Here is a 25,040-nt window from a genome sequence, read left to right on the forward strand (position 1 = left end):
AATCAGGAGGAAGTCGTGAACAAGGCCGAGCTCATCGAGGCGCTCGCCGTTCGCCTGGGGGACCGGAAAACGGCGACGGCCGCGCTCGACGCGGTCCTCGCTGAGGTCCAGGCGGCGGTCACCAAGGGCGAGAAGGTGGCGATCACCGGTTTCGGAGCGTTCGAGAAGCGGGTCCGGGGCGCGCGAACAGCCCGCAACCCGCGTACCGGGGAGGCGGTGAAGGTCAAGAAGACCTCGGTGCCGACGTTCCGCCCCGGTGCCGGGTTCAAGGAGATGGTGGCCAGCGGCAAGGTGCCGAAGGCCACGGCTGCGGCGAAGAAGACCGCCGGAGCCACCGCCAAGACCACCGGTGCCAAGGCGACCGCGGCGAAGAAGACGACCGCGGCGAAGAGCACCGCAGCCAAGAAGACCGCGGCGAGCAAGACCGCGGCGGCCAAGAAGACCACCGCGACCAAGACGACCGCGAAGGCCGCCCCGGCCAAGAAGGCCGCCACCAAGAAGGCCGCCCCGGCGAAGAAGACCGCCGCGGCGACCAAGGCGACGGCGGCTCGCAAGACCGCGACGGCCAAGAAGGCGCCGGCGAAGAAGGCGCCGGCCAGGAAGGCCGCGACCCGGCGCTGAGCCGGTCGTACGACGAGGGCGCCCGCCGGCACGGCGGGCGCCCTCGCCATTTCCGCCCGACGGTCCACCCCCACGGCGGGGAACCGTTGACCGGCTCGGGGCCCGGCCAGCAGAATCGCCGCACCACCCCTCGCCGGAAAGAGAACCGTGTTGAGTCAGCGCCGTCTCGGCACCGCCACCCTGGCTCTGGGACTTGTCGTCCTGACCGACGTGCTGCGGGTCTTCCTGCCGTCGGTCATCACCATCTTCGGTCAGGCCGCGTCGACCCCGGCCGAGCTGCTCGGCGCGTTCGCGGTCGGCTGGTTCGTGCTGGCGCTCGCCGCGCCGGTCCTCGTCGCGCGGGTCGGCTCCGCCACCGTCGGGCTCGCGGCGGTGCTGGTGCTCGGTGCCGCCCGGCTGGTGCTCACCGCCGCGCCGGGCGGGCCGGCCCAACTGTGGCTGGCCAGCGCCGGTCTGCTCGCCGGTCTGGTCTGGCTGGCCGCCACCGCCGCCCGGGTGGCGTACCCGGTGCCCGGGCTGGTGCTGGGGATGACCGCGAGCGCGCTGGGTCACGCGCTGCTCGGCACGTACGACCTGGTGTGGTGGCAGCGCTGGCCGGCGTGGGTGGCGAGCGTGGCGGTGGTGGCGGCGCTGCTGGCCGCCGAGACGGCCTTCGGCCGCGCCGCCGGCCGGGCGGTCGACGACCGGCCGCCGCCGAACCGCCGAGGCTGGTTGCTCGTCGGGCCGGCTCTGCTGCTCGGCGGCATGGTGGCGCTGTCACCCGCGGTCGCGATAAACGCCATGTCCTACTGGTACGGCGAGGCGGGCACCGCCGCGCCCCCGCCGTTCGCGTTGGCGCCGCTGGGCGCGGCGGTACCGCTGTTCCTGCTCGGTGCGTTGACCCCGTGGCAGCCACGGTGGCGGGCGCTGCCGCCGGTGCTGCTGGTGGCCGGGGCGCTGCTGTTCGGATACGGTCCACCGACGCTGCTCACCGTCGCCGTCCTGGCCGGCGCGGCGGGGCTGGGCGGCTGCCTCGGCCTGACCGGTGACGGCGCGTCGCCGCAGCCGACCGACCGGAGCGGCACCGGCCCGGCGTACGCGGCGGTGGGCGGGATGCTCGTCTTCGCCGTCGCCGCGCTCGTCTACTACGCCGCCTACGACATCGGCTACCCCAACCAGTGGGTACCGGCCGTGGTGGCCGCCCTGACCGGGGTGGTCGCGATGCGCGCAACGGGCGCGTCGGACGGGCAACCGCGGGCGGACCCCGCCCCGGAGCTGCCCCGGTGGCGGCTGGCGGTGCTGGCCGCCGTCGTCGCCCTCGCCGCCGCCTGGCTACACGGGCCATGGCTGGTGTCGACCAACCGGCCCGGGCCGCCGGAGCAGGTGCGGCTGGTGGCGTACAACATCCGGATGGGCTTCGGCCTCGACGGCCGCTTCGACCTCACCGCCCTGGACCGGATGGTCGGCCGGGCGGACGTGGTGGTGCTCAGCGAGGTCGACCGGGGCTGGCTGCTCAACGGTGGCCACGACACACTGGGCCTGCTCGCCGACCGGCTGGGGATGCCGTACGTCTTCGCGCCGGCCGCCGACCCGCTGTGGGGCGACGCGGTGCTCAGTCGCTGGCCGGTGCAACGGGCCCGGACCCGTCCGCTGCCAGCGGTGGGCGCGCCCACCGGCGCGCAGGCGCTGGGCGTGACGGTCGACCTCGGTGCCGGCGTACGCCTGGCCGTGGTGAGCACCCACCTGCAACCGCCGCCGGGTGCGGACCCGGTGGTGCAGGCCCGCGCCGTCGCGGACTTCGCCACCGGGTACGCCGACGGCGCGCCGCTGGTGGTCGCCGGTGATCTCAACACCGAGCCGGGCGACCCGGCGTTCACCGCGTTCACCGACGCCGGGCTGGTCGACGCGCTCGCCGCCGCCCGCCCGCTGCCGACCAGCCCGGCGGACGATCCGCGCGAGCAGATCGACCACGTCCTCGTCTCACCCGACCTGGTCGCCGCCGACGCGGTCGCGGTGCCGGGCACCGCCAGCGACCATCTGCCGGTCGCCGTCACCCTCACCCTGCCCGACCGTTGACGGGTGCGGCACCCGGTCAGAGACGGTCGGCGGCGACCAGACGGTCGCCGGTGAAGGCGAGCAGCCAGCCGCCGCCCTTGCCGGTGGCCCAGTCACCACACCGCCCCGCCAGCCGCTCCAGGGCGCCGGGAATCACCTTGCCCTGGCTGCACACCGCCGCCGGTTCCCCGGCGGCGGCCAGCGCGGCCAGGCGTGCGGCGGCGGCCAGCACGCACTCGTCGGGCTGCTGGCCGGCTTTCGGCTCGTCCAGGTCGCCGCGGATCTCGATCGGCAGGTCCAGCAGCGCCGCCGCCGGATCGAGGGTCTGCACGCACCGGCGCGGTGACGCGGAGAGCAGCCGGGCCGGGCGGATCAGCCCGATCAGCGGTGCCAACGCGTGCGCCTCGGACCAGCCCCGGGCGTCCAGTGGCCGCCCGGTGTCCGGGCCGGGCCAGGTCAGCCGCTTACCGGCGTGGCCGTGCCGCACCAGCACCAGGGCCGCGGTGACCGGCGGCAGCGCCGCGAACGCGGCCAGCACCTCCATGTCGTGCGGATAGCTCACCAGCGTCATCGCGTCGTCGACGGCCAACCAACGGACCTCGTCGACCTCGGTGTCCGGCTGGAATCCGCCGGTGCCCACCGCCCGCATCGACCAGTAGTCGACCACCTTGAGCCGGCCCTCGCTGAGGTAGCGCACCGACGGCAGCCGCAACTGCGGCACGGCCTGCGCGTCGGCCTCCTCGGCGACCTCCCGGGCGGCGGCGAGCAGCGGATGTTCGCCCGGCTCCAGCTTGCCCTTCGGCAGGGTCCAGTCCCCGTACCGGGGCCGGTGCACCAGGCACACCTCGACGTGGTCCACCCCCGCCGGCCGCCACACCACCCCGCCGGCCGCCCGGATCGCGGTCACGCCAACCACCGGGTCCGGCGTCGCCGGCTGGCGCGCCGCCAGGCGTACGGGAAGTCCGCCCGCGCTCGTCGTACGGCCGCCCGCTCCCGTTCCAGCAGCCGGCCGGCGGTCATCGCCAACTGATGGTCGTCGGGCCGGGCCTCGGCCACCGCGCGCCAGGTCTCGGCGGCCACGGCCGCGTCCTGATGCTCACCGAGCAGGTTCTGCACCTTCCTCAGTGCCCGGGCCAGCTTCGCCGCGTCCCCGCCGAGCACCGGCGCGACCGCCGTCACCGCCGAGCGGGCCTGCTTGCCCTGCTTGCGGACGGTGTGCCAGTGCTCGTCGGGCCCGGCCGGGTGCAGCGTCGCGACGCCGCCCGGCTTCTTCGATGTGCCCGCCAGCCGTCGCCACGGGCGGGCCACGAGCCCGGGTAGCACCCGCCGGGCCGGCGCGTCCGCCCGGGGCGTGAGCCGTGGTGCCCGGGCCGCCAGCACCAGCGCGTCGACCAGGGCGAGGTACCGCGGGGCGCGCAGCGCCTCGTCCACCCGGGTCAGCGCCTCCGCCTGCCACTCGGCGAGGACGGCGTCCAGCCGGTCGACCGCCGCCGGATCCACCGGACTCACCGGGTCGGCGGCGGCGGTGCGGCGCAACCGCTCGCGCAGCACCTCCGCGTCCCGGGCCGCCCCCAGGGCGTCCGCCAGCCACTTCAACTCGGTACGCAGCGGCCGGGCCCACGCGGGGCGGACCAGCGGGCCGAAGGTCTTCAGGTCGCTGCGCAACCGCCGGCAGGCCACCCGCATCTGGTGGACGGCGGTGTCGTCGTCGCCGACCGGCGCGCGCAGCCGGACCAGCGGGTCGTGCACCAGCAGCCGGGCCACCTCGCGGCGTACCGCCTCGGTGACCACCGTCGCGGCACTGGGATCGGCCGGCAGCTCGTCCGGGGCGACCAGGTCCGGTTCGGCGGTGGCCGCCCGGCCGAGCGCACGGACGTGCTTGGGGGTGAAGTCACCGCCCCGGGCACCGGCGTCACGCAGCAACTCGGTGAGCCGGTCGAGCAGTGCGCCGTCACCGGCCTTGCGTTCCACCTCCACCTCGCGAAAGGCGCCGGTGATGGCACCCTCGGCGTCGAGCACGGTGACCTCGTCGTCGACCACCTCGGCCAGCACCCGGCCGGCCTCGTCGACGATCTCCTGAGCGTGCCGGACGGTACGCACCACCGCCGCCGGGGTGAGCGCGGCACCCCGGTGGAACACGGTGACCAGCTCCACCAGCTCCGTCGGCATCTCCTCGGCCGGGCCGGCACGGGAGATCTCGTGGCGGACGCCGGGGCTGTCGGTCGGCAACTTCACCGTCCACGGGACCTCGTCGCCCTCGCGGTACCGCAGTGACACGCCCGCCCGGGCCAGCCGCAGGTCGACGGTGTCGTGGTAGGTCGCCACGAGGGTCGCCGGTGCCAGCGTCCGGACGCTCCCCGAGGCCGGCACGGCGGGGGAGAGGTCGGGCAGCAGCCACCCGGCCTCCACCGTGAACTTCCGTTCCTCCTCGACCATCTGCCCAGCCTATTCCGACCCGGTCAACCGGCCGTGCTGCCGACGCGACGCAGCAGCAGGTGCTGGAGGTGGCTCAGCGGCGCCTCCGGCCGGCCCGCACGGCGGGTCCAGGTGCCGTCGCCGGCCAGCTCGAACGCGTCCACGTCCGGGCTCATCGCGGCACCGAGCACATGGTCCAGCTCGGCCCGGGCCACCGGGTCGGTCACCTGCACCAGCGCCTCCACCCGCCGGTCCAGGTTGCGGTGCATCAGGTCGGCGGAGCCGATCCAGAACTCCGCGTCGCCGTTGTTGCCGAAGCGGAAGACCCGCGAGTGTTCCAGGAAACGGCCGAGGATCGAGTGCACCCGGATGTTCTCCGACAGCCCGGGCACCCCAGGTCGCAGCGTGCACATCCCTCGGATGATCAGGTCGACGTGCACGCCGGCCTGGGAGGCCCGGTACAGCGCGTCGGTGATCTCCTCGTCGACGAGCGAGTTCACCTTGAACTGGACGAGTCCCGGCATGCCCAGCCGGACATGGTTGATCTCCCGTTCTACCCGCTCGATCAGCCCGCTGCGGATGCCCTGTGGCGCCACCAGCAGCCGCCGGTACGCGGTCTGCCGGCTGTACCCGGTGAGCACGTTGAACAGGTCGGTCAGGTCGGCACCGATCTCCGGGTCGGCGGTGAGCATGCCGAAGTCCTCGTAGAGCCGGGCGGTCTTCGGGTGGTAGTTGCCGGTGCCGATGTGGCAGTAGCGGCGGATCTGGTTGCCCTCCTGGCGTACCACCAGGGCGGTCTTGCAGTGGGTCTTGAGACCGACCAGCCCGTACACCACGTGGCAGCCGGCTCGTTCCAGGGTCCGGGCCCAGCCGATGTTCGCCACCTCGTCGAAACGGGCCTTCAACTCGACGAGCACCACCACCTGCTTCCCGGCGGCGGCGGCGTCGACGAGCGCGTCCACGATCGGCGAGTCACCACTGGTGCGGTAGAGCGTCTGCTTGATCGCCAACACGTTCGGATCGGCGGCGGCCTGCTCGATGAACCGTTGCACGCTGGTGGCGAAGGAGTGGTACGGGTGGTGCACCAGCACGTCGCCGTCGCGCAGGGTGGCGAAGACACTCCTCGGCACCTCGCCCTCGGCGAGGCGGGGATGGGTGGCCGGGACGAACGGCGGGTCCTTCAGGTCGGGCCGGTCGGCCTCGCCGTACAGCTGCCACAGCGCGGAGAGATCCAGCAGGCCCCGGACCCGCAGCACGTCCTGGGTGTCCATGTCCAGTTCCCGGACGAGCAGTTCCAGCATGTGGTCGGAGATGGAGGCGGCCACCTCCAGTCGTACCGGCGGGCCGAAGCGGCGGCGGGCCAGCTCCCGCTCCAGCGCCTGGAGCAGGTCCTCGTCCCGGTCCTCGTCGACCTCCACCTCGGCGTTGCGGGTGACCCGGAAGAGGTGGCACTCGACCACCTGCATGCCGGAGAAGAGCTGACCGAGGTGCACCGAGATGAGATCTTCCACCGGCAGCATGCGGACCCCGGGCCGGTCCCGGTCGACCCGGACGAACCGGGGCACGTTGTTCGGCACCTTCACCCGGGCGAACAGCTCCGGCCCGCCGTCCGGGTCGCGTACCGCGACGGCCAGGTTGAGCGATCGGCCCGAGATGTACGGGAACGGGTGGGCCGGGTCGACCGCCAGCGGGGTGAGCACCGGGAAGATCTTCTCCCGGAAGTAGGTACGCAGCCGTTCCCGCTCGGCATCGCCGAGGTCGGACCAGCGCAGCACCCGGATGTCCTCGGCGGCGAGCTTGGGCAGCAGGTCGTCGACGTAGCAGGCGGCCTGCCGGGCCACCAGCGCGGCGGCCTTCTCGGAGATCAGCGCCAGTTGGGTACGCAGGGGCAGCCCGTCACCGCCCCGCACGGGCAGGCCGGCGGAGAGCCGGCGCTTCAGCCCGGCCACCCGCACCATGTAGAACTCGTCCAGGTTGCTGGCGAAGATGGCCAGGAACTTGGCCCGTTCCAGCAGCGGGGTGTGCGGGTCCTCGGCCAGGGCGAGCACCCGGGCGTTGAAGTCGAGCCAGGACAGCTCCCGGTTGAGGAACCGGTCCTCGGGCAGCGGGTGGACGGACGGTGGCTCGTCGGCGGGCTGCGGCAGCCCCGGTTCCGAGACCGGGTCCAGCACCTCCTCCAGGCCGGCGGAGGCCGCCGCCGGGTCGTTGCCCGGGCCGTCGTCCGGGGTCGGGCGGGCGCTGCGGAACCGGCCGTCGGTCCCCCGGGGGCGACCTCCGTTGCGGCTGGTGGTGTCGTCGGTGGCGGCGGGGCTGGCGGGGTGTTCGCGAGGGGTGCTCACCCGCCCATAATCACCCGAACTCGGTTAACGCAAAATGAACTTGCGGCGGGTTGTCAGGACATCGTCGGCAGCGTCACGCGTACGACGTCGCCGGCGGCGTCGGTCTCCACCCGGACCCGCTGGCCGAGACGGAGCAGGCGCAGCCCGGAGGCGTCGAACGCCCGGGCCGGGAAGGGCAGCTCGGTGCCGTCGTCCAGCAGCAGCAGTCCGCTGCGGGTCGCCGCGTCGAAGGTCGCCACCGTGCCCTGCATGCCAGCACCGTACCGAACCCTCCGGCGGGCGCACACACCCGCGCCGTCAGGTGGCGAAGGACTCGGTGCGGCAGCCGGCGGTCAGCGCCGTGGTGCGCTGACCCAGTCCGAGGCGCGCCGCGGCGGCCAGGTCGTCGGCGGTGTCCACGTCGCGTCGCAGGCTCGGCCAGTCGCCGGTTAGTGGACGGGCGCCGCTGGCCGCGTGCGCGGCGGCCGAGCCGGGGCCGAAGCGCGGGTCCAGGGGTACGCCGGGCGGGGCGGCCAGCAGTACGGTGCCGGTGCCCGGGGCGTCGGCCACGAACCGGCGTACCCCGCGCGGTCCGGTGAGTGCCGCACGCAGCGCCGCGGCCAGCTCGGCCGGCCGCAGCGCCGGCAGGTCGGCGGTCAGCCCGGCCACCCAGCCGGCGGCGGCCGCCGCGCCGTGCCGGAACGCGGCGTTGAGCCCGGCGTCCGCGACGTCCGGCAGTACCCGGGCACCACCGGACCGGGCCTCGTCGGCGACCCGGGTGTCGTCGGTTACCACCAGCACCTCGGACACCACCGGGCAGGCCCGCACCGCCGCCAGGGTGTCGGCGGCCAACGCCAACGCCAGATCCTGGTGGGGTACGCCCGGCAGCCCGCCACGCAGCCGGGTCTTCGCGGCTGCCAGGCGCTTGACCGGCACCACCACGGTCCAGGGCTGTGTCACGCCTGCCATCCTGCCAGCCGGCCGGCGGTACCCTCACTGGCCGTACCCGGGGCGAGCAGGCATGATTTCCGCTGCGGACCTCACCGGGCTCCTCCGGTGGCGGGTCGGGGTGGGCATGAGGAGGCACGGGTGGGTCGGCGGAGGCTGGGATTCTGGCAATGGTTCGCCGTGGTGCTGGTCAAGCCGGTGATGACCGTCTGGACCCGGCGTACCTGGCGGGGCATGGAACACCTGGACCAGGACGGTCCCGTGATCATCGTGCCGAACCACATCTCGCACGCCGATCCGCTGGTTTCCGCGCACTTCGTCTACGACGCCGGGCGGTGGCCGCAGTTCCTCGGCAAGGCGAGCGTGTTCAAGGTGCCGGTGATCGGCTGGATCCTGCACCGGTGCCGGCAGATCCCCGTGGAGCGGGGCTCGGTCGACGCGGTGAAGTCGCTGGACGCTCTGGTCCGGGCGCTCGACGCGGGCGGTGCCGTGATCATCTACCCGGAGGGGACCACCAGCCGGGAGCCGGACCTGTGGCCGATGAAGGGCAAGACCGGCGCGGCCCGGCTGGCGTTGGCCACCGGCGCCCCGGTGGTGCCGCTGGCGATGTGGGGACCCGAGCGGATCTTCGATCCGCGCCGCGCCCGGATCAACCTGCGGCCCCGGATTCCCGTGACCGTGGTGGCCGGGCCGCCGATCGACCTGAGCCGCTGGGCCGGCGCCACCCCGAGCCGCCAGGTGCTGGAGGAGATGACCGACGTGATCATGTTGCGGCTGCGGGACATGCTCGCCGACATCCGGGGCGGGACACCACCGCCGCTGTGGCAGCGCACCACCCGCCCCCAGCCCGACCGCCAGCACCCGGAGGCGGCGGCGTGAGTGGGCAGGTGGCGGTGCTGGGGGCGGGGTCGTGGGGCACGGCGTTCGCGAAGATCCTCGCCGACGCCGGCCGGGAGGTGACGCTCTGGGCGCGGCGACAGTCGATCGCCGACGCGATCCGGACCGAGCGGTGCAACCCGGAGTACCTGCCCGGCGTGGTGTTGCCGGAGCGGGTCACCGCGACCGGCGACCCGGTCGAGGCGATCAAGGGTGCCGAGATGGTGGTGCTGGCGGTGCCGTCGCAGACCCTGCGCGGCAACCTCGCCGAGTGGGTGGAGCACCTGCACCCCGAGGCCACCCTGGTGTCGCTGATGAAGGGCATCGAACTCGGCACCACCAAGCGGATGAGCGAGGTGATCGTCGAGACCGCCGGGGTCGCGGCGGACCGGGTGGTGGTGGTCTCCGGCCCCAACCTGGCACCGGAGATCGCCGCGGAGCAACCCGCGGCCACCGTGGTGGCCTGCACCGATTCCGATCGGGCCACCCTGGTGCAGCGGTCGATCACCACGCCCTACTTCCGCCCCTACACCAACGACGACGTGATCGGCTGCGAGCTGGGCGGTGCCGTCAAGAACGTGATCGCGCTGGCGTACGGCATCGCCACCGCGATGGGTTTCGGCCACAACACCCGGGCGATGCTCGTCACCCGTGGGCTGGCCGAAACCGCCCGGCTCGGTGTCGCCCTCGGCGCGGATCCGCTCACCTTCGCCGGCCTGGCCGGGATGGGTGATCTGGTGGCTTCCTGCTCGTCGCCGTCGGCCCGCAACCGCACCTTCGGTGAGCACCTCGGCCGGGGCGCCACCCTGGAGGAGGCACGGGTGGCCACCCGGCAGACCGCCGAGGGGGTGAAGAGCGCGCTGGCGATCCGGGATCTGGCCCGCGCGCACGGGGTCGAGATGCCGATCACCGAGCAGGTCGAGCTGGTCTGCCACGAGGGGGTTGACCCGCGCCTGGCAGTCCAGGCCCTGATGAGCCGCACCACGAAGCCGGAGTGAGCAGCACCATGAGCGAGCGCGACGCCCCGCAGCCGCATGACCACCCGTCGACGGGGGACGGCACCCGGTGCGTGCACGCCGGCCTGCCCGAGCCCACCCCGGGTGCGCCGTTCCTGCCCGGGCCGGTGTTCGCCGCGCCGTACCATCTCGACCCGTGGCAGGGACCGGCGACGGCCCCGAACGGGTACGGGCGTCCGGACAACCCGACCCGCCGGCTGCTGGAGGCCGCGGTGGGTGAGCTCGAGGGCGGCGACTGCCGGGTCTTCGCCAGCGGCCAGGCGGCGATAACCGGCCTGTTGCTGGCGGTGCTGCGGGCGGGTGACGTGGTGGTGCTGCCCGCCGACGGGTACTTCCCGGTGCGCGCGTTCGCCACCGACACCCTCGCCGGCAACGGCGTGCGGGTGCGGTTCGCACCGACCGCCGGCCCGTACCCGGACCTCGACGGGGTACGGCTGGTGCTGGTGGAGACGCCGGCGAACCCGGGACTCGACGTGGTGGACCTGCCGGCGCTCGCCGAGCGGGCGCACGCCGCAGGTGCCCTGCTGGCGGTGGACAACACCACCGCCACCCCGCTCGGGCAGCGGCCGTTGGACCTCGGCGCCGACGTGGTCGTGGCCTCCGGCACCAAGGCGTTGACCGGGCACTCCGACCTGTTGCTCGGCTACGTCGCCACCCGGTCGGCGGAGCTGCTGTCGACGGTCACCGCCTGGCGTACCGCGACCGGTGCCGTGCCGGGCGCGTTCGACGCCTGGCTGGCCCACCGGTCGCTGGCCACCCTCGACCTGCGCCTGGCCCGGCAGACGGCGAACGCGCAGGCGCTGGCCCGGCTGCTGGCCGAGCGCGCCGACGTCGCCGGGCTGCGCTGGCCCGGCCTGCCGCACGATCCGGCGCACGCGGTGGCGGTGCGCCAGCTGCGGCGGATGCCGGGCGTGCTCTCCTTCGATCTCGGCAGCGCCGACCGGGTCGCCCGCTTCCTCGACGCGGCCCGGCTGGTCGCCGCGGCGACCTCGTTCGGCGGCCTGCACACCACCGCGGACCGGCGGGCGCAGTGGGGCGACGACACGTCGCCCGGTTTCGTCCGGCTCTCCTGCGGGGTGGAGGACCCCGCCGACCTGGTCGCCGACGTCGCGGCCGCGCTGGACGCCGCGGCCTGATGGGAGCGCCGGTCTTCCCGGTCGGGTACGACGCCCTGGTCGCCCGGTTGCGGCAGGCCGGCTGTGTGTGGGCCGAGGAGGAGGCCCGGCTGCTGCTGGCCGTCGACGGCGGCCCGGAGACGCTCGCGGATCTGGTCGACCGGCGGGTCGCCGGCGAGCCGCTGGAGTACCTGCTGGGCTGGGCGGAGTTCTGCGGTGAGCGGATCGAGGTCGACCCGGGCGTCTTCGTGCCCCGGGCGCGTACCGCCCTGCTGGTGTCGACGGCGGTGGCGGTGACCGGGCCGGCGGCGACCGTGGTGGAGCTGTGCTGCGGTTCCGGCGCGATCAGCCGGGTGCTGGCGCGTCGACTCGCCGCGCCCCGGCTGCTGGCCGCGGTCGACGTGGATCCGGCGGCGGTGGCCTGTGCGCGGCGGAACCTCGCGGCTGTGGGGGTGCCGGTCCTCGCCGGGGATCTGTTCGATCCGCTGCCGGCGGCCTGGCGTGGCCGGCTCGATCTGGTGGTGGCGAACGCCCCGTACGTGCCGACGGTCGCGGTGGCTCTGCTACCCGCCGAGGCTCGCCGGTACGAGTCCGCCGCGGCACTCGACGGTGGGCCGGACGGGCTGGCCGTGCTGCGTCGGCTGGCCGCTGCCGCGCCGTACTGGCTCGCGCCCGGCGGGCATCTGGTGGTGGAGGTGGGCCGGACGCAGGTCGAGCGGTTCCGGGCGGTGCTGAGCGAGGCGGGCCTGGTGCCATCGGTGGTGCGTGACGACGTCGCCGACGCCACCGCGATGACGGGCCGATGCCCGGACGACGTGGCGGGCGGGCGGTACGAGAACTAGCCTCACGTCAGGCTGTGACGGTGGGAGGCGGAACTCGGGTGGACGGCGCGACGGTGGTGGTCGGGATCGACAACGGTGGCACGACCAACAACGCCACCGTGCTCACGCTCGACGGACGGTTCCTGGTCGATCGCCTGGTGGAGACGCCGAGCCGGGTGCAGGAGGGCCCGGAGGCGGCGGTGGCGGCGATGGCGGACGCCTTCGACGGCGTGCTGGCCCGCACCGGGGTGTCCCGCGACCAGGTCGGCGCGGTCGGTCTGGACACCCCCGGCCCGGCCAGTGCCAGCGGCGTCATCTCGTCGAAGGGGTCCACGAACTTCTCCCAGCCGGCCTGGCGCGGCTACGACGTCCGGGGTGCCCTCGAACGTCGGTTGGGGCTGCCGGTGATCTACCACAACGACGGCAACGCCGCCGCACTCTACGCCCATCATGTCCACTTCGGGACCGACGCGATGCGGCGGTCGTCGGTGTCGGCGATCGTCGGCACCGGACTGGGTGGCGGCCTGGTCGAGCACGGCCGGGTGATCTCCGGGGCGGCGGGGATGGCCGGCGAACTGGGGCACGTGCAGATTCCGCTGACCACCGTGTTGGCGCCGGGACAGCCGGTGCCGACCTGCGCCTGCGGTTTCGCCGGTGACGTCGAGAGCGTCGTGTCGTTGACCGCGATCGAGCACAACCTGCTGCCGTACTGGCTGACCCGCTTCCCGGGGCACGCGCTGGCCGGCGAGTCGCCGCAGCGGGCGGCGAAACTGGTACGCGGCTACGGCGAGCGGGGCGACGAGCTGGCCCGGGAGATCTTCGCCCAGCAGGCCAGGGCGCTCGGTGCCCTGTTCACCATCGCGGCGAACTTCACCGATCCGCACGCGTACTTCGTCGGCGGCGGGGTGGTGGAGACGGACCCGGCGTTCCGCGACTGGTTCCTGGCCGCCGTACGGGAGCACACGCTGCTCCGGGTGGAGCAGGCCGCCCTGGCCACCTTCGCCCTGGTGCCGGACCGCGACATGGCCGGTGCGCGGGGCGTGGCGTTGGCGGCGCTGGAGGCGATCCGGGCGTTGCCGTCGCCGCCGCCGCTGGTGGGCGACTGAGCGGGCGACGGCGGAGGGGCTGACCGGGCCGGCGGTGCCCTTACCGGCCCGGTCAGCGGCTCTGGGGTGCGGTTCCTCCGAGGTTCAGCGGGTCGGCGGCGCCTGGGTGAAGGCGCGCCACGCGGCCGGCGGGAAGCTCAGCAGCGGGCCGTGCGGGTCCTTGGAGTCGCGGACGGCGACGGTGCCGGGGACGACCGCCATCTCGACGCAGGCTCCCTCGTCACCGCTGTGGCTGCTCTTGCGCCATCCCGCCACGGTCACCGCCGCGCTGATCTCCGGTGTCATCGCCTTACCGTCCCTTCAGGAGTTCGAAGATTGCCTCGCGACTGTCCGTCGGGCTGAGTGCGACGGTGCGCAGGTGTTCCATGATCTTGGTGCAGGTACGCAGGTCGCCAGGACGGTCGAGGATCATCTGCCCGGCGACCGTCTCCACGGAGGCGATGATCGGATCCTCCGGGTCGGCGAATTCGAGGATGTGCAGGGAGCCCCGGGTGCCCCGGTGGTAGCCGGCGGCCAACGGGATCACCTGCACGGTGATGTTCGGCAGCTCGCTCATCTTGAGCAGGTGGCTCAGCTGGCCCTGCTGCGCGGAGTCGTCACCCACCGGGCGCAGCAGCGCGGCCTCGTCGATGATCGCGTCGAAGATCGGCGGGTCCTCCTCGAAGACCCGCTGCTGCCGGTCCAGTCGCATGCGTACCCGCTCCTCGACGTCGTTGTCGCTGAGGGTGTGCGGCCCGCCGCGCATCACGCCGCGGATGTAGTCGGCGGTCTGCAGCAGCCCCGGCACCACCGACGGCTCGAAGTTCGCGATGGCCACGGCCTCGGCCTCCAGCGCGATGAAGTCGATGGTGCGCCGGTCGAGCAGGTACGAGTAGGACACCCACCAACCCGGCTTGCGCGCGTCCTTGGCGAGCTGGACGGCGGCCGCGACCTCGTCCGCGCCGACCCCGTAGAGGGTGAGCAGGGCGCGCACGGTGGCCGGACTGACCAGGGTCTGCGCGTTCTCGTAGCGGGAGAGCGTGCTGCGGGTGCTGTTGATCTCGTCAGCCGCGGTCTCCAGGGTGAGGCCGGCGGCCTCGCGATGGTGACGCAGGGCGATGCCCAACCGGCGGGCACGAGCGGTCTTCGGAGCCATGGATAGATGGTCGCACATATTTGGGAAGCTGTACATGAGAGAACGCCGGTGAGAGTTGCATTCATGCCCATGAGGCTGTCAATCTGTTAGCGCGTCCTCACCGCCGGTTGTCGTGGCGACGGTGGTGGTGAGCGACCGGAGGGGATGGGGCGCGCGGCGGTCAGGTTTTCCCCCGTACCTGACCGTCGCGTGCCACGCCAGTTGGTCGGCCACCGGAAGGGAATCGACGTGCGGACTGGTCAGCGGTTTTTCGGCGAGCGCCGGGGCGGCCGGCGATGACACGTTTCCTGGTGGTGCTGACCGACGTGCGCCCGTACGAGGTGGACGGCCGCAACGAGCGGCTGGCCCCCGAGCGTCGCCGCCAGGTGGTCGGCGCGAGCAGCCGCGAGGCGGCCGACCGGATCGCCGGGGCCTTCATGGCGCTGGGCATGGTGCGGGCCGGCCGGCAGCGGGTCAAGGTGCTCGCCATCGGCCGCCGGCACGCCTACGGCGAGCGTGAGCTGGCCGGTTGACCGCGTCGGCGTGATTACGTTGCGTATATGACTTGTTGACCGTTTGCGCCCGCGCCGCGTTGCCGCAGGGTATCGGCTACCTTCACCCGCCACGCACAGTAAGGTCATCCGGGAGAGCGCCAGCAGTGCGTCCCGGAAAGGTGATCACAGTGACCACCCCAGGCAAGACCCGCGTGGCGATCGTCTTCGGCGGCCGCAGCCCGGAACACGGCATCTCGTGCGTCAGCGCCGGCAGTGTGCTCGCCGCGCTGGACCCGGACGAGTTCGAGGTGGTGCCGGTCGGTATCACCCGGGCCGGCCAGTGGGTACTCACCAGCGGCGACCCCGGTCAGTTGGCCATCAACGCCCGCCGGCTGCCGGAGATCACCGCGGCGTCCGGCACGGACATCGTGCTGCGTGCCGACCCCACCGGCGGTGGACTGCTGGTGCTCGACCCGACCGAGGGGCCCCGGGCGCTCGCCGACGTGGACGTGGTCTTCCCGGTCCTGCACGGTGCCTACGGGGAGGACGGCACCATCCAGGGCATGCTGGAGATGGCCGGCATCCCGTACGTCGGAGCGAAGGTCTTCGCCTCGGCCGCCGCGATGGACAAGGAGTTCACCAAAAAGCTCTGCGCCGCCGAGGGCATCCCGGTCGGCCCGTACGCGGTGCTGCGCAGCGGGACGACGCTCAGCGAGGCGGACAAGCGGCGGTTGGGCCTGCCGGTCTTCGTCAAGCCCTCCCGGGCCGGCTCCTCCTTCGGCATCACCAAGGTCAACGACTGGGACGACCTGGACGCGGCCCTCGCCACCGCCCGGGAGATCGACGGCAAGGTGCTGGTCGAGGGCGCCGTGGTCGGTCGGGAGATCGAGTGCGGCGTGCTGGAGGGCGAGGCCGGCGGCGCGCCGGAGGCGTCCGTGCTGGCCGAGGTGCGGGTGGTCGGCGACTACGACTTCTACGACTTCGAGGCCAAGTACATCGACGCCGAGACCGCCTGCGAGTACGACATCCCGGCCGACCTGCCGGAGCGGGTCACCCGGCAGGTACGCGACTACGCCGTGCGCGCGTTCACCGCGCTGGACTGCGCCGGCCTGGCCCGGGTCGACTTCTTCGTCACGCCCGACCTCGACGTCTACCTCAACGAGATCAACACGATGCCCGGTTTCACGCCGACGTCGATGTTCCCCCGGATGTGGGCGGCCGCCGGCCTGGAGTACCCGAAGCTGGTCGACCGGCTCATCCGGACGGCGCTGACCCGGGGGCCCGGGCAGTACTGAGCCCCGCCGCGGCGGTTGACGCGCAGCCCCGGTACCGGGCGGGCCGGCCCGGAGGCGTCAGGAGGTGCAGCCGGACGGTGCCGTGTCGGAGGACCGGATCGACTCGACGATGGTGGCGGAGACCGGGGAGGCCCACTGCAACGCCTCGCCGTAGAAGTTCGGCACCCGCAGGGTCACCGCCGTCTCCCGGTCGACCGTGGTCAACTCCGTCGCGTCCGGCCCCTCCACCGCGTACCAGCAGACCGAGTTGACCAGGTAGAGGTGGTCGTCGGGGCGCACCTGCGGCGCGGCACCACCACAGGCCACCGTGAGCGCCGGGTCGCCGTACGCGGCGTTCTGCTCGGGACCGGCACTCACCGGTCGTTGCGGGAGGTCGCGGATCGAGTCGGGCAGTTGCGACAACAGGGCACGACAGACGACGGTCGGGCGCTCGCCGAGCGGGGGAGCGGCCATCTCGACCGGCGCGGTGGAGACCGGGCCGGGGGTGCTCGCCGACGGCTGCGGCGCGGCGGCCGGCTCCTCCGGCGCGAGACTGTTCAGCGCGAGCGCGCCCACCAGCAGGGTCACCGGCAGCGCCACCGCGGTGGCGATCAGCGCCGCGCTGCGGTTGGTCCGGTCGGGTGCCTTCGCGTCCGGCCGGTCGGCCTGGGCGACAGGGGAGTTCGAGTGCTCGTCCACTTACAGGCGCACCACCGAACACGTGAGCGTGCGGGTGATGCCGGGCACCATCTGCACCTTGCTGACGATGAGCTTGCCGAGCTCGTCGACGGTGTTCGCCTCGGTGAGCACGACCACGTCGTACGGCCCGGTGACCGCGTCGACGCGGACCACGCCGGCGAGGTCCGCGATGAGACCGGCCACGTCACGTGCCCGGCCGACCTCTGTCTGGATGAGGATGTACGCCTGTACCACGCTCGACCTCCCTCCGTCGCCGCCGGCAAGGCGGCCCGAAGGGAGAAAGTACCTTACGGACCAGGGCGGATCCCGATCGGTGGCCAAGGAGAAGCAGTGAGCGAGCGCAGCGAGCGAGCCATCAGGCTCAGGGCGGTGGTGCCTCACGGCGGCGCGCAGCGGAGCGGAGTGCCGTCGTGAGCGAGCGCAGCGAGCGAGCCATCAGGCTCAGGGCGGTGGTGCCTCACGGCGGCGCGCAGCGGAGCGGAGTGCCGTCGTGAGCGAGCGCAGCGAGCGCACGGGGGTGTCGTGGTGAGCGTCGCGGGTGTCGGCGAGTTCGGGCTGATCGACCGGGTGACCGCCCGGTTGTCGTACGGCGCGACGGTGCTGCTCGGCCCGGGGGACGACGCGGCGGTGGTCGCCGCGCCGGACGCCCGGGTGGTCGCCACCACCGACGTGCTGGTCGAGGGACGGCACTTCCGCCGGGACTGGGCCGGTGCCCACGACGTCGGCCGGCGGGCGGCGGCGGCGAACCTCGCCGACGTGGCGGCCATGGGGGCCGAGCCGACGGCCCTGCTGGTGGCGCTCTGCGTGCCCGCCGACGTGGAGACCGGCTGGATGGAGCAGCTCGCCGACGGTCTCGGCGCCGAGGCGGCCGGGGTCGGGGCCAGCGTGGTGGGCGGGGACATGTCGGCCAGCCCCACGCTCACCATCGCGGTCACCGCGCTCGGTGACCTGGGCGGCCGGTCACCGGTCACCCGGGCCGGTGCCCGGCCCGGTGACCTGCTCGCCCTGGCCGGTCGCACCGGCTACGCGGCGGCCGGGTTCACCGTGCTCTCCCGTGGTTTCCGCACGCCCCGGCTGCTGGTCGAGGCGTACCGGCGGCCGGAGGTGCCCTACCGGGCCGGACCGCAGGCAGCCCGGCTCGGCGCCACCGCCATGATCGACGTTTCGGACGGGCTGCTCGCCGACCTGGGGCACGTGGCGAAGGCCAGCGGGGTGGCCGTCGACATCACCCGGGACGCCTTCGAGGTGCCGCCGCAGATGCGCGACGCGGCGCAGGCGCTCGGCGTCGACCCGTACGCCTGGCTGCTGACCGGTGGCGACGACCACGCGCTGGCGGCGACCTTCCCCCCGGCGACGGCCCTGCCGGCGGGCTGGCGGGCGATCGGTCGGGTCACCGAGGGTGCCGGGGTGACCGTGGACGGCCGACCGTTCGACGGCCCACCCGGATGGGACCATTTTCGCTGACCACCGGCCACCCGGCGGGGTGCCGCCGGTCGCGTCGTACCCTGCACGGGTGCCCGAAATCGAGATCCACACGGTGCCGTTCGACTCTCCGGTGGCCCAGCGGCTGATCACTGCGACCCTGGCCGACCTGGGCGCCCGTTACGGCGGCAGCGGCGACGAGACTCCGGTCGAGGCGAGCGAGTTCGTGCCGCCGGCCGGGGCGTTCCTGGTCGCCTGGATCGACGGGCAGCCCGTGGGCTGCGGCGGCTGGCGCAGCCACGGCGACCAGGCCGCCGAGCTGAAGCGGATGTACACCGCGCCGCAGGCACGGGGGCGGGGGGTGGCCCGCACGGTGCTGGCGGCCATCGAACGCTCGGCCCGGGAGCACGGCCGCCGACGGATCATCCTGGAGTGCGGTGACCGCCAGCCCGAGGCGATCGCGTTGTACAAGGCGGCCGGCTACGAGCGGATCCCCAACTTCGGCTTCTACGCCGACGAGCCCGGCTGCCTGTCGTTCGGCCGCACGCTCTGAGCCCCCGGCTCATGCGGACACGACGACACCGGCGGGCCCGTCGGGGCCCGCCGGTGTGACGGTCGTGATGTCCCGGTGTTACCGCGTCAGGCGCGGGCGACCTTGCCGGCCTTGATGCAGGACGTGCAGACCTTCAGCTTCTTGGTCGTGCCGCCACCGGCCGGGGTGCGCACCGACTGGATGTTCGGGTTCCAGCGGCGGTTGGTCCGCCGGTGCGAGTGGGACACGTTGTGGCCGAAGCCCGGCCCCTTGCCACAGACGTCGCACACGCTAGCCACGGGATACTCCTGGGATTGAAACGTTCATGAAGTCGGCACCAGGCGCAGCCCGGGCAACCTGGCCAGGGTACCCGATGGGGGAACCGCCCGCCCAACCGGGCTCGGCCGCCGAGACGGCTCGGCATCCGACGCGGGCAGCACCGTGCCGGGAAACCCGACCGGGGCGCACCCACCCGGTGCCGGGCGAGTGTCAGCGTACGCCAGTAGGCTGCCACCGTGCTGGACACCCTCGACGCCGCCGCCGTGCGCCGCTGGTGCGCCAGCGGCCTGGCCGCGCTCAAGCGGCACCAGGGTGAGATCGACGAGCTGAACGTCTACCCGGTGCCCGACGGTGACACCGGCACCAACCTGGTGCTCACCCTCACCTCCGCACACCAGGCGCTCGCGATGGATCTCGACACCCACGCCGACGGCGTCGCGACCGCGCACGGGCACGCGTTGCGCCTGATGGCCCGGGGCGCCCTGCTCGGCGCGCGGGGCAACTCGGGGGTGATCCTGTCGCAGATCCTGCGCGGCCTCGCCGACGCGCTGGCCGCCACCCCCCAGGTGCGGGGCCGGGAGCTGGCGGCGGCGCTGCGCGAGGCGACCGACGCGGCGTACGCGGCGGTGGCCCGCCCGGTCGAGGGCACCCTGCTCTCGGTGGTCTCGGCCGCGGCCGACGCGGCCGAGCGGGCCGGCAGCGACGAGCTGCGCCTGGTGGCCCGGGCGGCGGCCGACGCCGCGGCCGGCGCGCTGGCCCGTACCCCCGAGCAGTTGCCGGCGCTGGCCCGGGCCGGGGTGGTCGACGCCGGTGGGCAGGGGCTGTGCCTGCTGCTCGACGCCCTGGTCGAGGTGGTGGCGGGGGACAGCCCGGTGCGGCCGGCGGCCAGCTTCTCGTCGGTGCGACCGCCGGTCACCGTCGCCCGGGAGACCGGCTCGACCGAGTACGCCTACGAGGTGCAGTTCCTGCTCGACGCCGAGCCCGCCGCGGTGCGGCGGATGCGGGCCACCCTCGCCGACCTCGGTGATTCCCTGGTGGTCGTCGGTGACCACGGCACCTGGCAGGTCCACGTGCACGTCAACGACGTCGGCGCGGCGATCGAGGCGGGCGTGGTCGCCGGCCGCCCGCACCAGATCGCGGTGACCCGCTTCGCCGACCAACCGGAGCCCGTGCCGCCCCGGTCGTCCGACGGGCGGGCCGCCGTGGTGGTGGCCGCGGGTGCCGGGATCGCCGAGTTGCTCGCCGCCGAGGGAGCGGTGGTGGTGCCCGGCGATCCGTCGACCGGCGAACTGCTCGACGCGGTACGCGCCACCGGCGCGGCCCACGTGGTGGTGCTGCCCAACGACCCGGCCGCGCAGGCGGTGGCGAACGAGGTCGTCGCGGAGGCGCACCGGCTGGGGGTGGAGGTGGCCGTGGTGCCGACCCGCTCACCGGTGCAGGCGCTGGCGGCGCTGGCCGTGCGGGACCCGGGGCGTCGCTTCGCCGACGACGTGATCGCGATGGCCGAGGCGGCCGGCGCCTGCCGGTACGCCGAGGTGTGCCGGGCCGGCCGGGACGCGCTCACCGTCGCCGGACCGTGCCGCGCCGGTGACGTGCTCGCCCTGGTCGAGGGGGAGGTGAACCTGATCGGCGCCGACCTGGTGGACACCTGCGTCGCCCTTGTCGACCGGATGCTCGGCGGTGGCGGCGAGCTGGTCACCCTGCTCGTCGGCGCCGACGCCCCCGACGGGCTGGTCGACGCGGTACGCACGCACATCACGGCGCGCTGGCCCTTCGTCGAGGTGCAGGCGTACCCGGGTGGGCAACCACATCATCCGTTGCTGGTCGGTGTCGAATGACCGTCGAGCCGTCCGATCTGGACACCCCGCTGAAGAAGCTGGTGGGTGAGAAGACCGCCAAGGCGCTGGCCGGCCACCTCGACCTGCACACCGCGGGTGACCTGATCTACCACTTTCCCCGCCGCTACGACGAGCGTGGCGAGCACACCGACATCCGCGCGTTGGACGTCGGCGAGCAGGTCACCGTGCTGGCCCAGGTGCAGCGCACCGCCGTACGACCGATGCGGCAGCGGCGGGGCAACCTGCTGGAGGTCACCGTCGGCGACGGCTCCGGTGGCAGCCTCACCCTCACCTTCTTCGGCAACCAGGCGTGGCGCGAACGGGAACTGCGGCCGGGCCGGTGGGGGCTGTTCGCCGGGAAGGTCACCGAGTTCCGGGGTCGGCGGCAGCTCAACGGGCCGGAGTACGTCCTGCTCGGGGAGCAGACCGACAGCGAGGTGGCGGCCAGCGAGCAGATCGAGGAGTTCGCCGGGGCGCTCATTCCGGTCTATCCGGCCGCCGCGGCGGTGCCCACCTGGGTCATCGCCCGCTGCGTCCGGGTGGTGTTGGACACGGTGGCCCCGCCGGATGATCCGCTGCCGGCGACGGTGCGGGCCAGTCGGAACCTGGTCGGCCTGGGCACCGCGCTACGGGAGATCCACCGGCCGTCCAGCCGGGAGGAGCTGTACCGGGCCCGTCGGCGGCTGAAGTGGGACGAGGCGTTCGCCGTGCAGGTGACCCTGGTCCGCCGCAAGCGGGACGCCGCCGCGTCGCCCGCGCGCCCCCGACCGGGGCGACCGGGTGGTCTGCTCGACGCCTTCGACGCCCGGTTGCCGTACGAGCTGACCGCCGGGCAGCGTGACGTGGGCGTCGAGATCGCCGCCGATCTCGCGACCGGTCACCCGATGCACCGGCTGTTGCAGGGCGAGGTCGGCTCCGGCAAGACCGTGGTGGCGCTGCGGGCGATGCTCCAGGTGGTCGACGCGGGCGGGCAGGCCGCGTTGCTGGCCCCCACCGAGGTGCTCGCCGCCCAACACCACCGGGGCATGCTCGACCTGCTCGGCCCGCTCGCCCGGGCCGGTGAGCTGGGCGCCGCCGAGCACGCCACCCGGGTGGAACTGGTCACCGGCTCGCTGGGCGCGGCGGCGCGGCGTCGGGCGTTGGCCGAGGTCGCCAGCGGCGCGGCCGGCATCGTGCTCGGCACCCACGCCCTGCTCTACGAGGGGGTCGACTTCGCCGACCTGGGTCTGGTCGTGGTCGACGAACAGCACCGGTTCGGCGTCGAGCAGCGCGACGCGTTGCGGGCCAAGGCGGAGCAGCCGCCGCACGTACTGGTGATGACCGCCACTCCGATCCCTCGTACGGTGGCCATGACGGTCTACGGCGACCTGGAGATCTCCACCCTGTCCCAGTTGCCGCGCGGTCGCTCGCCGATCGCCTCGCACGTCGTGCCGGCCGCGGAGAAGCCGGCCTTCCTCGACCGTGCCTGGCGGCGGCTGCGGGAGGAGGTCACCGCCGGCCATCAGGCGTACGTGGTCTGTCCTCGGATCGGGGATTCGACGTCGGGGGCCGAGGAGGAACCGCCGGCGGTCGACGACTCGGAGCGGCGGCCACCGCTCGCGGTGACCGACGTCGCGCCGTTGCTGGCCGACGGGCCGCTGCACGGGCTACGGATCGGTGTCCTGCACGGCCGGCTGCCGGCCGACGAGAAGGACGCGGTGATGCGCTCCTTCGCCGCCGGAGAGCTGGACGTGCTGGTGGCCACCACGGTGGTCGAGGTGGGGGTGGACGTACCCAACGCGACGATGATGGTGGTGCTGGACGCCGACCGGTTCGGCGTCTCGCAGCTGCACCAGTTGCGTGGCCGGGTGGGCCGGAGCAGCGCTGCCGGGCTCTGCCTGCTGGTGACCGAGGCGCCCGACGGCAGCGGGGCGCGGGAGCGGCTGGACGCGGTCGCCTCCACCACTGACGGTTTCAAGCTCGCCGAGCTGGACCTGGAACAGCGGCGGGAGGGTGACGTGCTGGGTGCCACCCAGTCCGGTCGTCGTTCCCACCTGCGCCTGCTGTCGTTGCTGCGCGACGCGGACCTGATCAGAGACGCGCGGGCGGAGGCGATCGCCCTGGTCGAGGAGGATCCGGAACTGGCCCGGCATCCGGCGCTCGCCGCCTCGGTTGCCGCGCTCGTCGACGAGGACCGCGCAGAGTACCTCGAAAAGGGCTGACCGTCCGTTGGTGGTCGACGCCACGGTCGTGCGCCGGTCGGCAGCGCCCGCCGGCTTCGACAGGTCGGCCCGTCGGCGGACCTGCGCTGAAACGTGAACCGCCCCGGTGCCGATATGGGCACCGGGGCGGTTCAGATCAATTCAGTTGGCCGGCTCGGCTCAGGCGGTGAAGTGGATCCGCCGCCGCCGCGCCATCACGAACAGGACCGCGCCCAGCGCCAGCAGGGCGATCGCGCCCGCGGCGATGCCGCCGGCCGCGGCACCGGTCACCGGCAGGCCCGGCGGCTCCTCGCCGCCGCCACCGCCACCGCAGCCCTCGGGCGCGTAGACGACCTCAAGCTCCAGGCCCAGCTCCGGCAGGACGACCAGCGCCACCTCCTCGTCACCGGCCGGGAAGGTGACCTTCTCCGACGAGCCCGGCGCGACGGTACGGGTCTCGGTCTTGTCGCCGTAGGTGAACTCCACCTTGACCGGCATGCCACCCTCCGGGTTCGACGCGGTCAGCCCGAAGGTCTCGCAGTCCGCGTCGGTGGTCACCGTCGGCAGCGGGCAGTCCTCGGGACGCTCCCAGGAGTACGTGCCGTTCTCGATGACCTCGCCGTCGACCAGCACCTCGATCTTGCCGGCGTTCTCGGCGGGCACCACGGTCTCGTTGTCGGCCTTGCCCGGCTCGACCGTGACGGTCTTGGACCAGCCGTTCTCGCCCCGGACCTCGAACTCCACCGGGTACTTGGAGATCGAACCGTCGTTGCTCAGCGAGACGGTGACGCTGCCGTCGCAGGCGGAGGCGAAGGTGGACGCCGGGGTGGTGCAGTTCTTGCTGCCGCCGTTGTACCAGCCCTGCGGGCCCGACGAGCGGTTGCCGGGCGCACCCTTGTCGCCCAGCTTCTTCGAGCCGTAGCGCTTGCCGTTCTCAACCAGCGGGTCGATGACCTCGTCGACGCCGCCCCAGATCAGGTCGACCTGGGTGTGGCAGTCCGGGACACCGACGTTCAGCTCGATCTCGTTCTGGCCGGCGCCGAGGAAGTCGCTGTCCGGCTCGCCGTAGACGTACTGCGGGGTGGCGAACTGCGGGCGCGGGGCGAAGTACGACACCAGCGTGAAGTACTGCTTCTCCTCGCCGCACAGCGGCAGGTCACCCTCCAGCTTGACCGTCGCCGTGCCCTTCGGGCCGTCGAAGGTGTGGCTGTACTTCGCCTCGCTGGCGTCGACGCACTTCGGCGCCGGCGTGCACGCACCGTCGGCGGCGAGGTTGATGGTGCCCTCGTTGGTCTTCTCCCGCCGGTTGTCCCAGCGGCCCTCGACGATGAGCTTGGCGCTCTCGGTGGTGCCCGGAACACGCTGTACGGCCTGAACCGAGCCGCCCCGGGGGATCGCCACACCCTGCAGGTCGACGGGCTCGGCACCCGGCACGAGGACCTGGACCGGAGTCGACGGCTCGGCGGTCACCTTCTTGACCGTGGCGGCAGTCCTGCGCTCGCTGTTGGCCACCGTCCACGTGATCACCCGCTCACCACTGAGCTGGTCGCAGACGACGGTGGCGGTGATGGTGGTGTGGTGTGCGGCGGCGGGGGTGGCCACCGCCGCCGCTCCGGTCAGGCCGATGAGGGCGGCTGCCAGGACAGCCAGCGGCCGCCGGAGCGACAGCTTGGGTCGGATCACGCGTACTCCCGGGGTGAAGAAGCGTCAGGGTCGGCGCGGGCGGGACGGACGGCGCTGGCGGCACGTGCCGCGCCTGAGAGGGTGCCTCCCGTGCCGATGACCGGCGGCCATGACGCCGGCACCGGGCAGACCCTAGCGAGATCGTGAGAAACGAAACAGCCCTCAGGGAAGCTTAAGTGAGATGTTATGAATGTGAGATCATTGATCCACCCACGGTGATCAAACGGGGGCCGCCCGCTCCGATTCCCGGTCTCG

At 73.5% G+C, this 25,040-nt stretch carries 24 protein-coding genes; 13 read left to right on the plus strand and 11 right to left on the minus strand.

All coding sequences use genetic code 11. The annotated features are described in order from the left end of the window. The first annotated feature begins 15 nt into the window (after nt 1–15). Both V5O40_RS10930 and V5O40_RS10935 read left to right on the plus strand, forming a co-directional pair. The gene (locus tag V5O40_RS10930) at nt 16–621 is read left to right on the plus strand and encodes an HU family DNA-binding protein (RefSeq protein WP_332905332.1); all 606 of its coding nucleotides are present in this window, start codon (nt 16–18) and stop codon (nt 619–621) included. 147 nt (nt 622–768) lie between these two features. Continuing rightward, nucleotides 769–2,676, plus strand: coding sequence for an endonuclease/exonuclease/phosphatase family protein (locus tag V5O40_RS10935; RefSeq protein WP_332905333.1), 1,908 nt, complete (start codon nt 769–771; stop codon nt 2,674–2,676). Between the two features lie 16 nt (nt 2,677–2,692). Here the strand turns inward: V5O40_RS10935 and V5O40_RS10940 are convergent, their stop codons facing one another. The 5 genes from V5O40_RS10940 to cofC are packed head-to-tail and all read right to left on the minus strand — an operon-like array spanning nt 2,693 to nt 8,348. Then, complete coding sequence (locus V5O40_RS10940; protein WP_332905334.1) at nt 2,693–3,571, minus strand: NUDIX hydrolase; 879 nt, start codon at nt 3,569–3,571, stop codon at nt 2,693–2,695. Next, nucleotides 3,559–5,091: a CYTH and CHAD domain-containing protein gene (locus V5O40_RS10945; protein ID WP_332905335.1), complete on the minus strand. Its 1,533-nt coding sequence runs from the start codon at nt 5,089–5,091 to the stop codon at nt 3,559–3,561. The genes V5O40_RS10940 and V5O40_RS10945 overlap by 13 nt, the downstream gene beginning before the upstream one ends. A 23-nt stretch (nt 5,092–5,114) precedes the next feature. Then, nucleotides 5,115–7,409, minus strand: a complete 2,295-nt coding sequence (locus V5O40_RS10950) for an RNA degradosome polyphosphate kinase (protein WP_332905336.1) — start codon at nt 7,407–7,409, stop codon at nt 5,115–5,117. A 53-nt stretch (nt 7,410–7,462) separates the two neighbouring features. Next, nucleotides 7,463–7,660, minus strand: a complete 198-nt coding sequence (locus V5O40_RS10955) for a cold-shock protein (protein ID WP_093401734.1) — start codon at nt 7,658–7,660, stop codon at nt 7,463–7,465. Nucleotides 7,661–7,706: 46 nt separating this feature from the next. Next, the gene (cofC, locus tag V5O40_RS10960) at nt 7,707–8,348 is read right to left on the minus strand and encodes a 2-phospho-L-lactate guanylyltransferase (protein ID WP_332905337.1); all 642 of its coding nucleotides are present in this window, start codon (nt 8,346–8,348) and stop codon (nt 7,707–7,709) included. A gap of 129 nt (nt 8,349–8,477) precedes the next feature. On the opposite strand from cofC, the gene V5O40_RS10965 reads away from it, so the two are divergent. Genes V5O40_RS10965 through V5O40_RS10985 form a run of 5 tightly spaced genes read left to right on the plus strand, consistent with a single transcriptional unit; the run spans nt 8,478 to nt 13,270 of the window. Then, on the plus strand, nt 8,478–9,215 hold the full coding sequence (locus tag V5O40_RS10965; RefSeq protein WP_281580283.1) for a lysophospholipid acyltransferase family protein: 738 nt from the start codon (nt 8,478–8,480) through the stop codon (nt 9,213–9,215). After that, nucleotides 9,212–10,210 (plus strand): NAD(P)H-dependent glycerol-3-phosphate dehydrogenase, encoded by a 999-nt coding sequence (locus V5O40_RS10970; RefSeq protein WP_332905338.1) that lies wholly within the window; start codon nt 9,212–9,214, stop codon nt 10,208–10,210. Before V5O40_RS10965 ends, V5O40_RS10970 begins: the two co-directional genes overlap by 4 nt. Before the next feature lie 8 nt (nt 10,211–10,218). After that, complete coding sequence (locus tag V5O40_RS10975; RefSeq protein WP_332905379.1) at nt 10,219–11,364, plus strand: cystathionine gamma-lyase; 1,146 nt, start codon at nt 10,219–10,221, stop codon at nt 11,362–11,364. Then, nucleotides 11,364–12,185, plus strand: a complete 822-nt coding sequence (locus V5O40_RS10980) for a putative protein N(5)-glutamine methyltransferase (RefSeq protein WP_332905339.1) — start codon at nt 11,364–11,366, stop codon at nt 12,183–12,185. Before V5O40_RS10975 ends, V5O40_RS10980 begins: the two co-directional genes overlap by 1 nt. Before the next feature lie 20 nt (nt 12,186–12,205). After that, entirely contained in the window at nt 12,206–13,270 is a 1,065-nt protein-coding gene (locus V5O40_RS10985) for an ROK family protein (RefSeq protein WP_332905340.1), read from the plus strand. An 84-nt stretch (nt 13,271–13,354) separates the two neighbouring features. On the opposite strand, the gene V5O40_RS10990 is transcribed toward V5O40_RS10985, so the two are convergent. After that, nucleotides 13,355–13,555: a DUF397 domain-containing protein gene (locus V5O40_RS10990; RefSeq protein ID WP_332905341.1), complete on the minus strand. Its 201-nt coding sequence runs from the start codon at nt 13,553–13,555 to the stop codon at nt 13,355–13,357. Between the two features lie 4 nt (nt 13,556–13,559). Further along, complete coding sequence (locus tag V5O40_RS10995; protein ID WP_332905342.1) at nt 13,560–14,405, minus strand: helix-turn-helix domain-containing protein; 846 nt, start codon at nt 14,403–14,405, stop codon at nt 13,560–13,562. A 275-nt stretch (nt 14,406–14,680) separates the two neighbouring features. Between V5O40_RS10995 and V5O40_RS11000 the strand changes: the two genes are divergently transcribed. Together V5O40_RS11000 and V5O40_RS11005 are read left to right on the plus strand one after the other, a co-directional pair. Continuing rightward, nucleotides 14,681–14,917, plus strand: a complete 237-nt coding sequence (locus V5O40_RS11000) for a hypothetical protein (protein WP_164445736.1) — start codon at nt 14,681–14,683, stop codon at nt 14,915–14,917. 149 nt (nt 14,918–15,066) lie between these two features. Further along, nucleotides 15,067–16,173 (plus strand): D-alanine--D-alanine ligase family protein, encoded by a 1,107-nt coding sequence (locus V5O40_RS11005; protein WP_332905343.1) that lies wholly within the window; start codon nt 15,067–15,069, stop codon nt 16,171–16,173. Nucleotides 16,174–16,230: 57 nt separating this feature from the next. On the opposite strand, the gene V5O40_RS11010 is transcribed toward V5O40_RS11005, so the two are convergent. Both V5O40_RS11010 and V5O40_RS11015 read right to left on the minus strand, forming a co-directional pair. Then, complete coding sequence (locus V5O40_RS11010) at nt 16,231–16,851, minus strand: DUF3515 family protein (protein WP_332905344.1); 621 nt, start codon at nt 16,849–16,851, stop codon at nt 16,231–16,233. Next, the gene (locus tag V5O40_RS11015) at nt 16,852–17,085 is read right to left on the minus strand and encodes an Lrp/AsnC ligand binding domain-containing protein (RefSeq protein ID WP_013284547.1); all 234 of its coding nucleotides are present in this window, start codon (nt 17,083–17,085) and stop codon (nt 16,852–16,854) included. It lies immediately after the preceding gene. A gap of 291 nt (nt 17,086–17,376) precedes the next feature. Between V5O40_RS11015 and V5O40_RS11020 the strand changes: the two genes are divergently transcribed. Both V5O40_RS11020 and V5O40_RS11025 read left to right on the plus strand, forming a co-directional pair. Beyond that, on the plus strand, nt 17,377–18,315 hold the full coding sequence (locus tag V5O40_RS11020) for a thiamine-phosphate kinase (RefSeq protein WP_332905345.1): 939 nt from the start codon (nt 17,377–17,379) through the stop codon (nt 18,313–18,315). A 49-nt stretch (nt 18,316–18,364) separates the two neighbouring features. Further along, entirely contained in the window at nt 18,365–18,826 is a 462-nt protein-coding gene (locus V5O40_RS11025; RefSeq protein WP_332905346.1) for a GNAT family N-acetyltransferase, read from the plus strand. Between the two features lie 86 nt (nt 18,827–18,912). On the opposite strand, the gene rpmB is transcribed toward V5O40_RS11025, so the two are convergent. Continuing rightward, nucleotides 18,913–19,104, minus strand: a complete 192-nt coding sequence (rpmB, locus tag V5O40_RS11030; protein WP_093401721.1) for a 50S ribosomal protein L28 — start codon at nt 19,102–19,104, stop codon at nt 18,913–18,915. 216 nt (nt 19,105–19,320) lie between these two features. On the opposite strand from rpmB, the gene V5O40_RS11035 reads away from it, so the two are divergent. Together V5O40_RS11035 and recG are read left to right on the plus strand one after the other, a co-directional pair. Next, nucleotides 19,321–20,922, plus strand: coding sequence for a DAK2 domain-containing protein (locus V5O40_RS11035; protein WP_332905347.1), 1,602 nt, complete (start codon nt 19,321–19,323; stop codon nt 20,920–20,922). After that, entirely contained in the window at nt 20,919–23,123 is a 2,205-nt protein-coding gene (gene recG, locus V5O40_RS11040) for an ATP-dependent DNA helicase RecG (protein ID WP_332905348.1), read from the plus strand. Before V5O40_RS11035 ends, recG begins: the two co-directional genes overlap by 4 nt. Before the next feature lie 159 nt (nt 23,124–23,282). Here recG and V5O40_RS11045 read toward each other — a convergent pair whose 3' ends face one another. Further along, complete coding sequence (locus tag V5O40_RS11045; RefSeq protein WP_332905349.1) at nt 23,283–24,785, minus strand: cell wall anchor protein; 1,503 nt, start codon at nt 24,783–24,785, stop codon at nt 23,283–23,285. Nucleotides 24,786–25,040 lie beyond the last annotated feature (255 nt).

The organism is Micromonospora palythoicola (assembly GCF_036689795.1).
Taxonomy (GTDB): Bacteria; Actinomycetota; Actinomycetes; order Mycobacteriales; family Micromonosporaceae; genus Micromonospora; species Micromonospora palythoicola.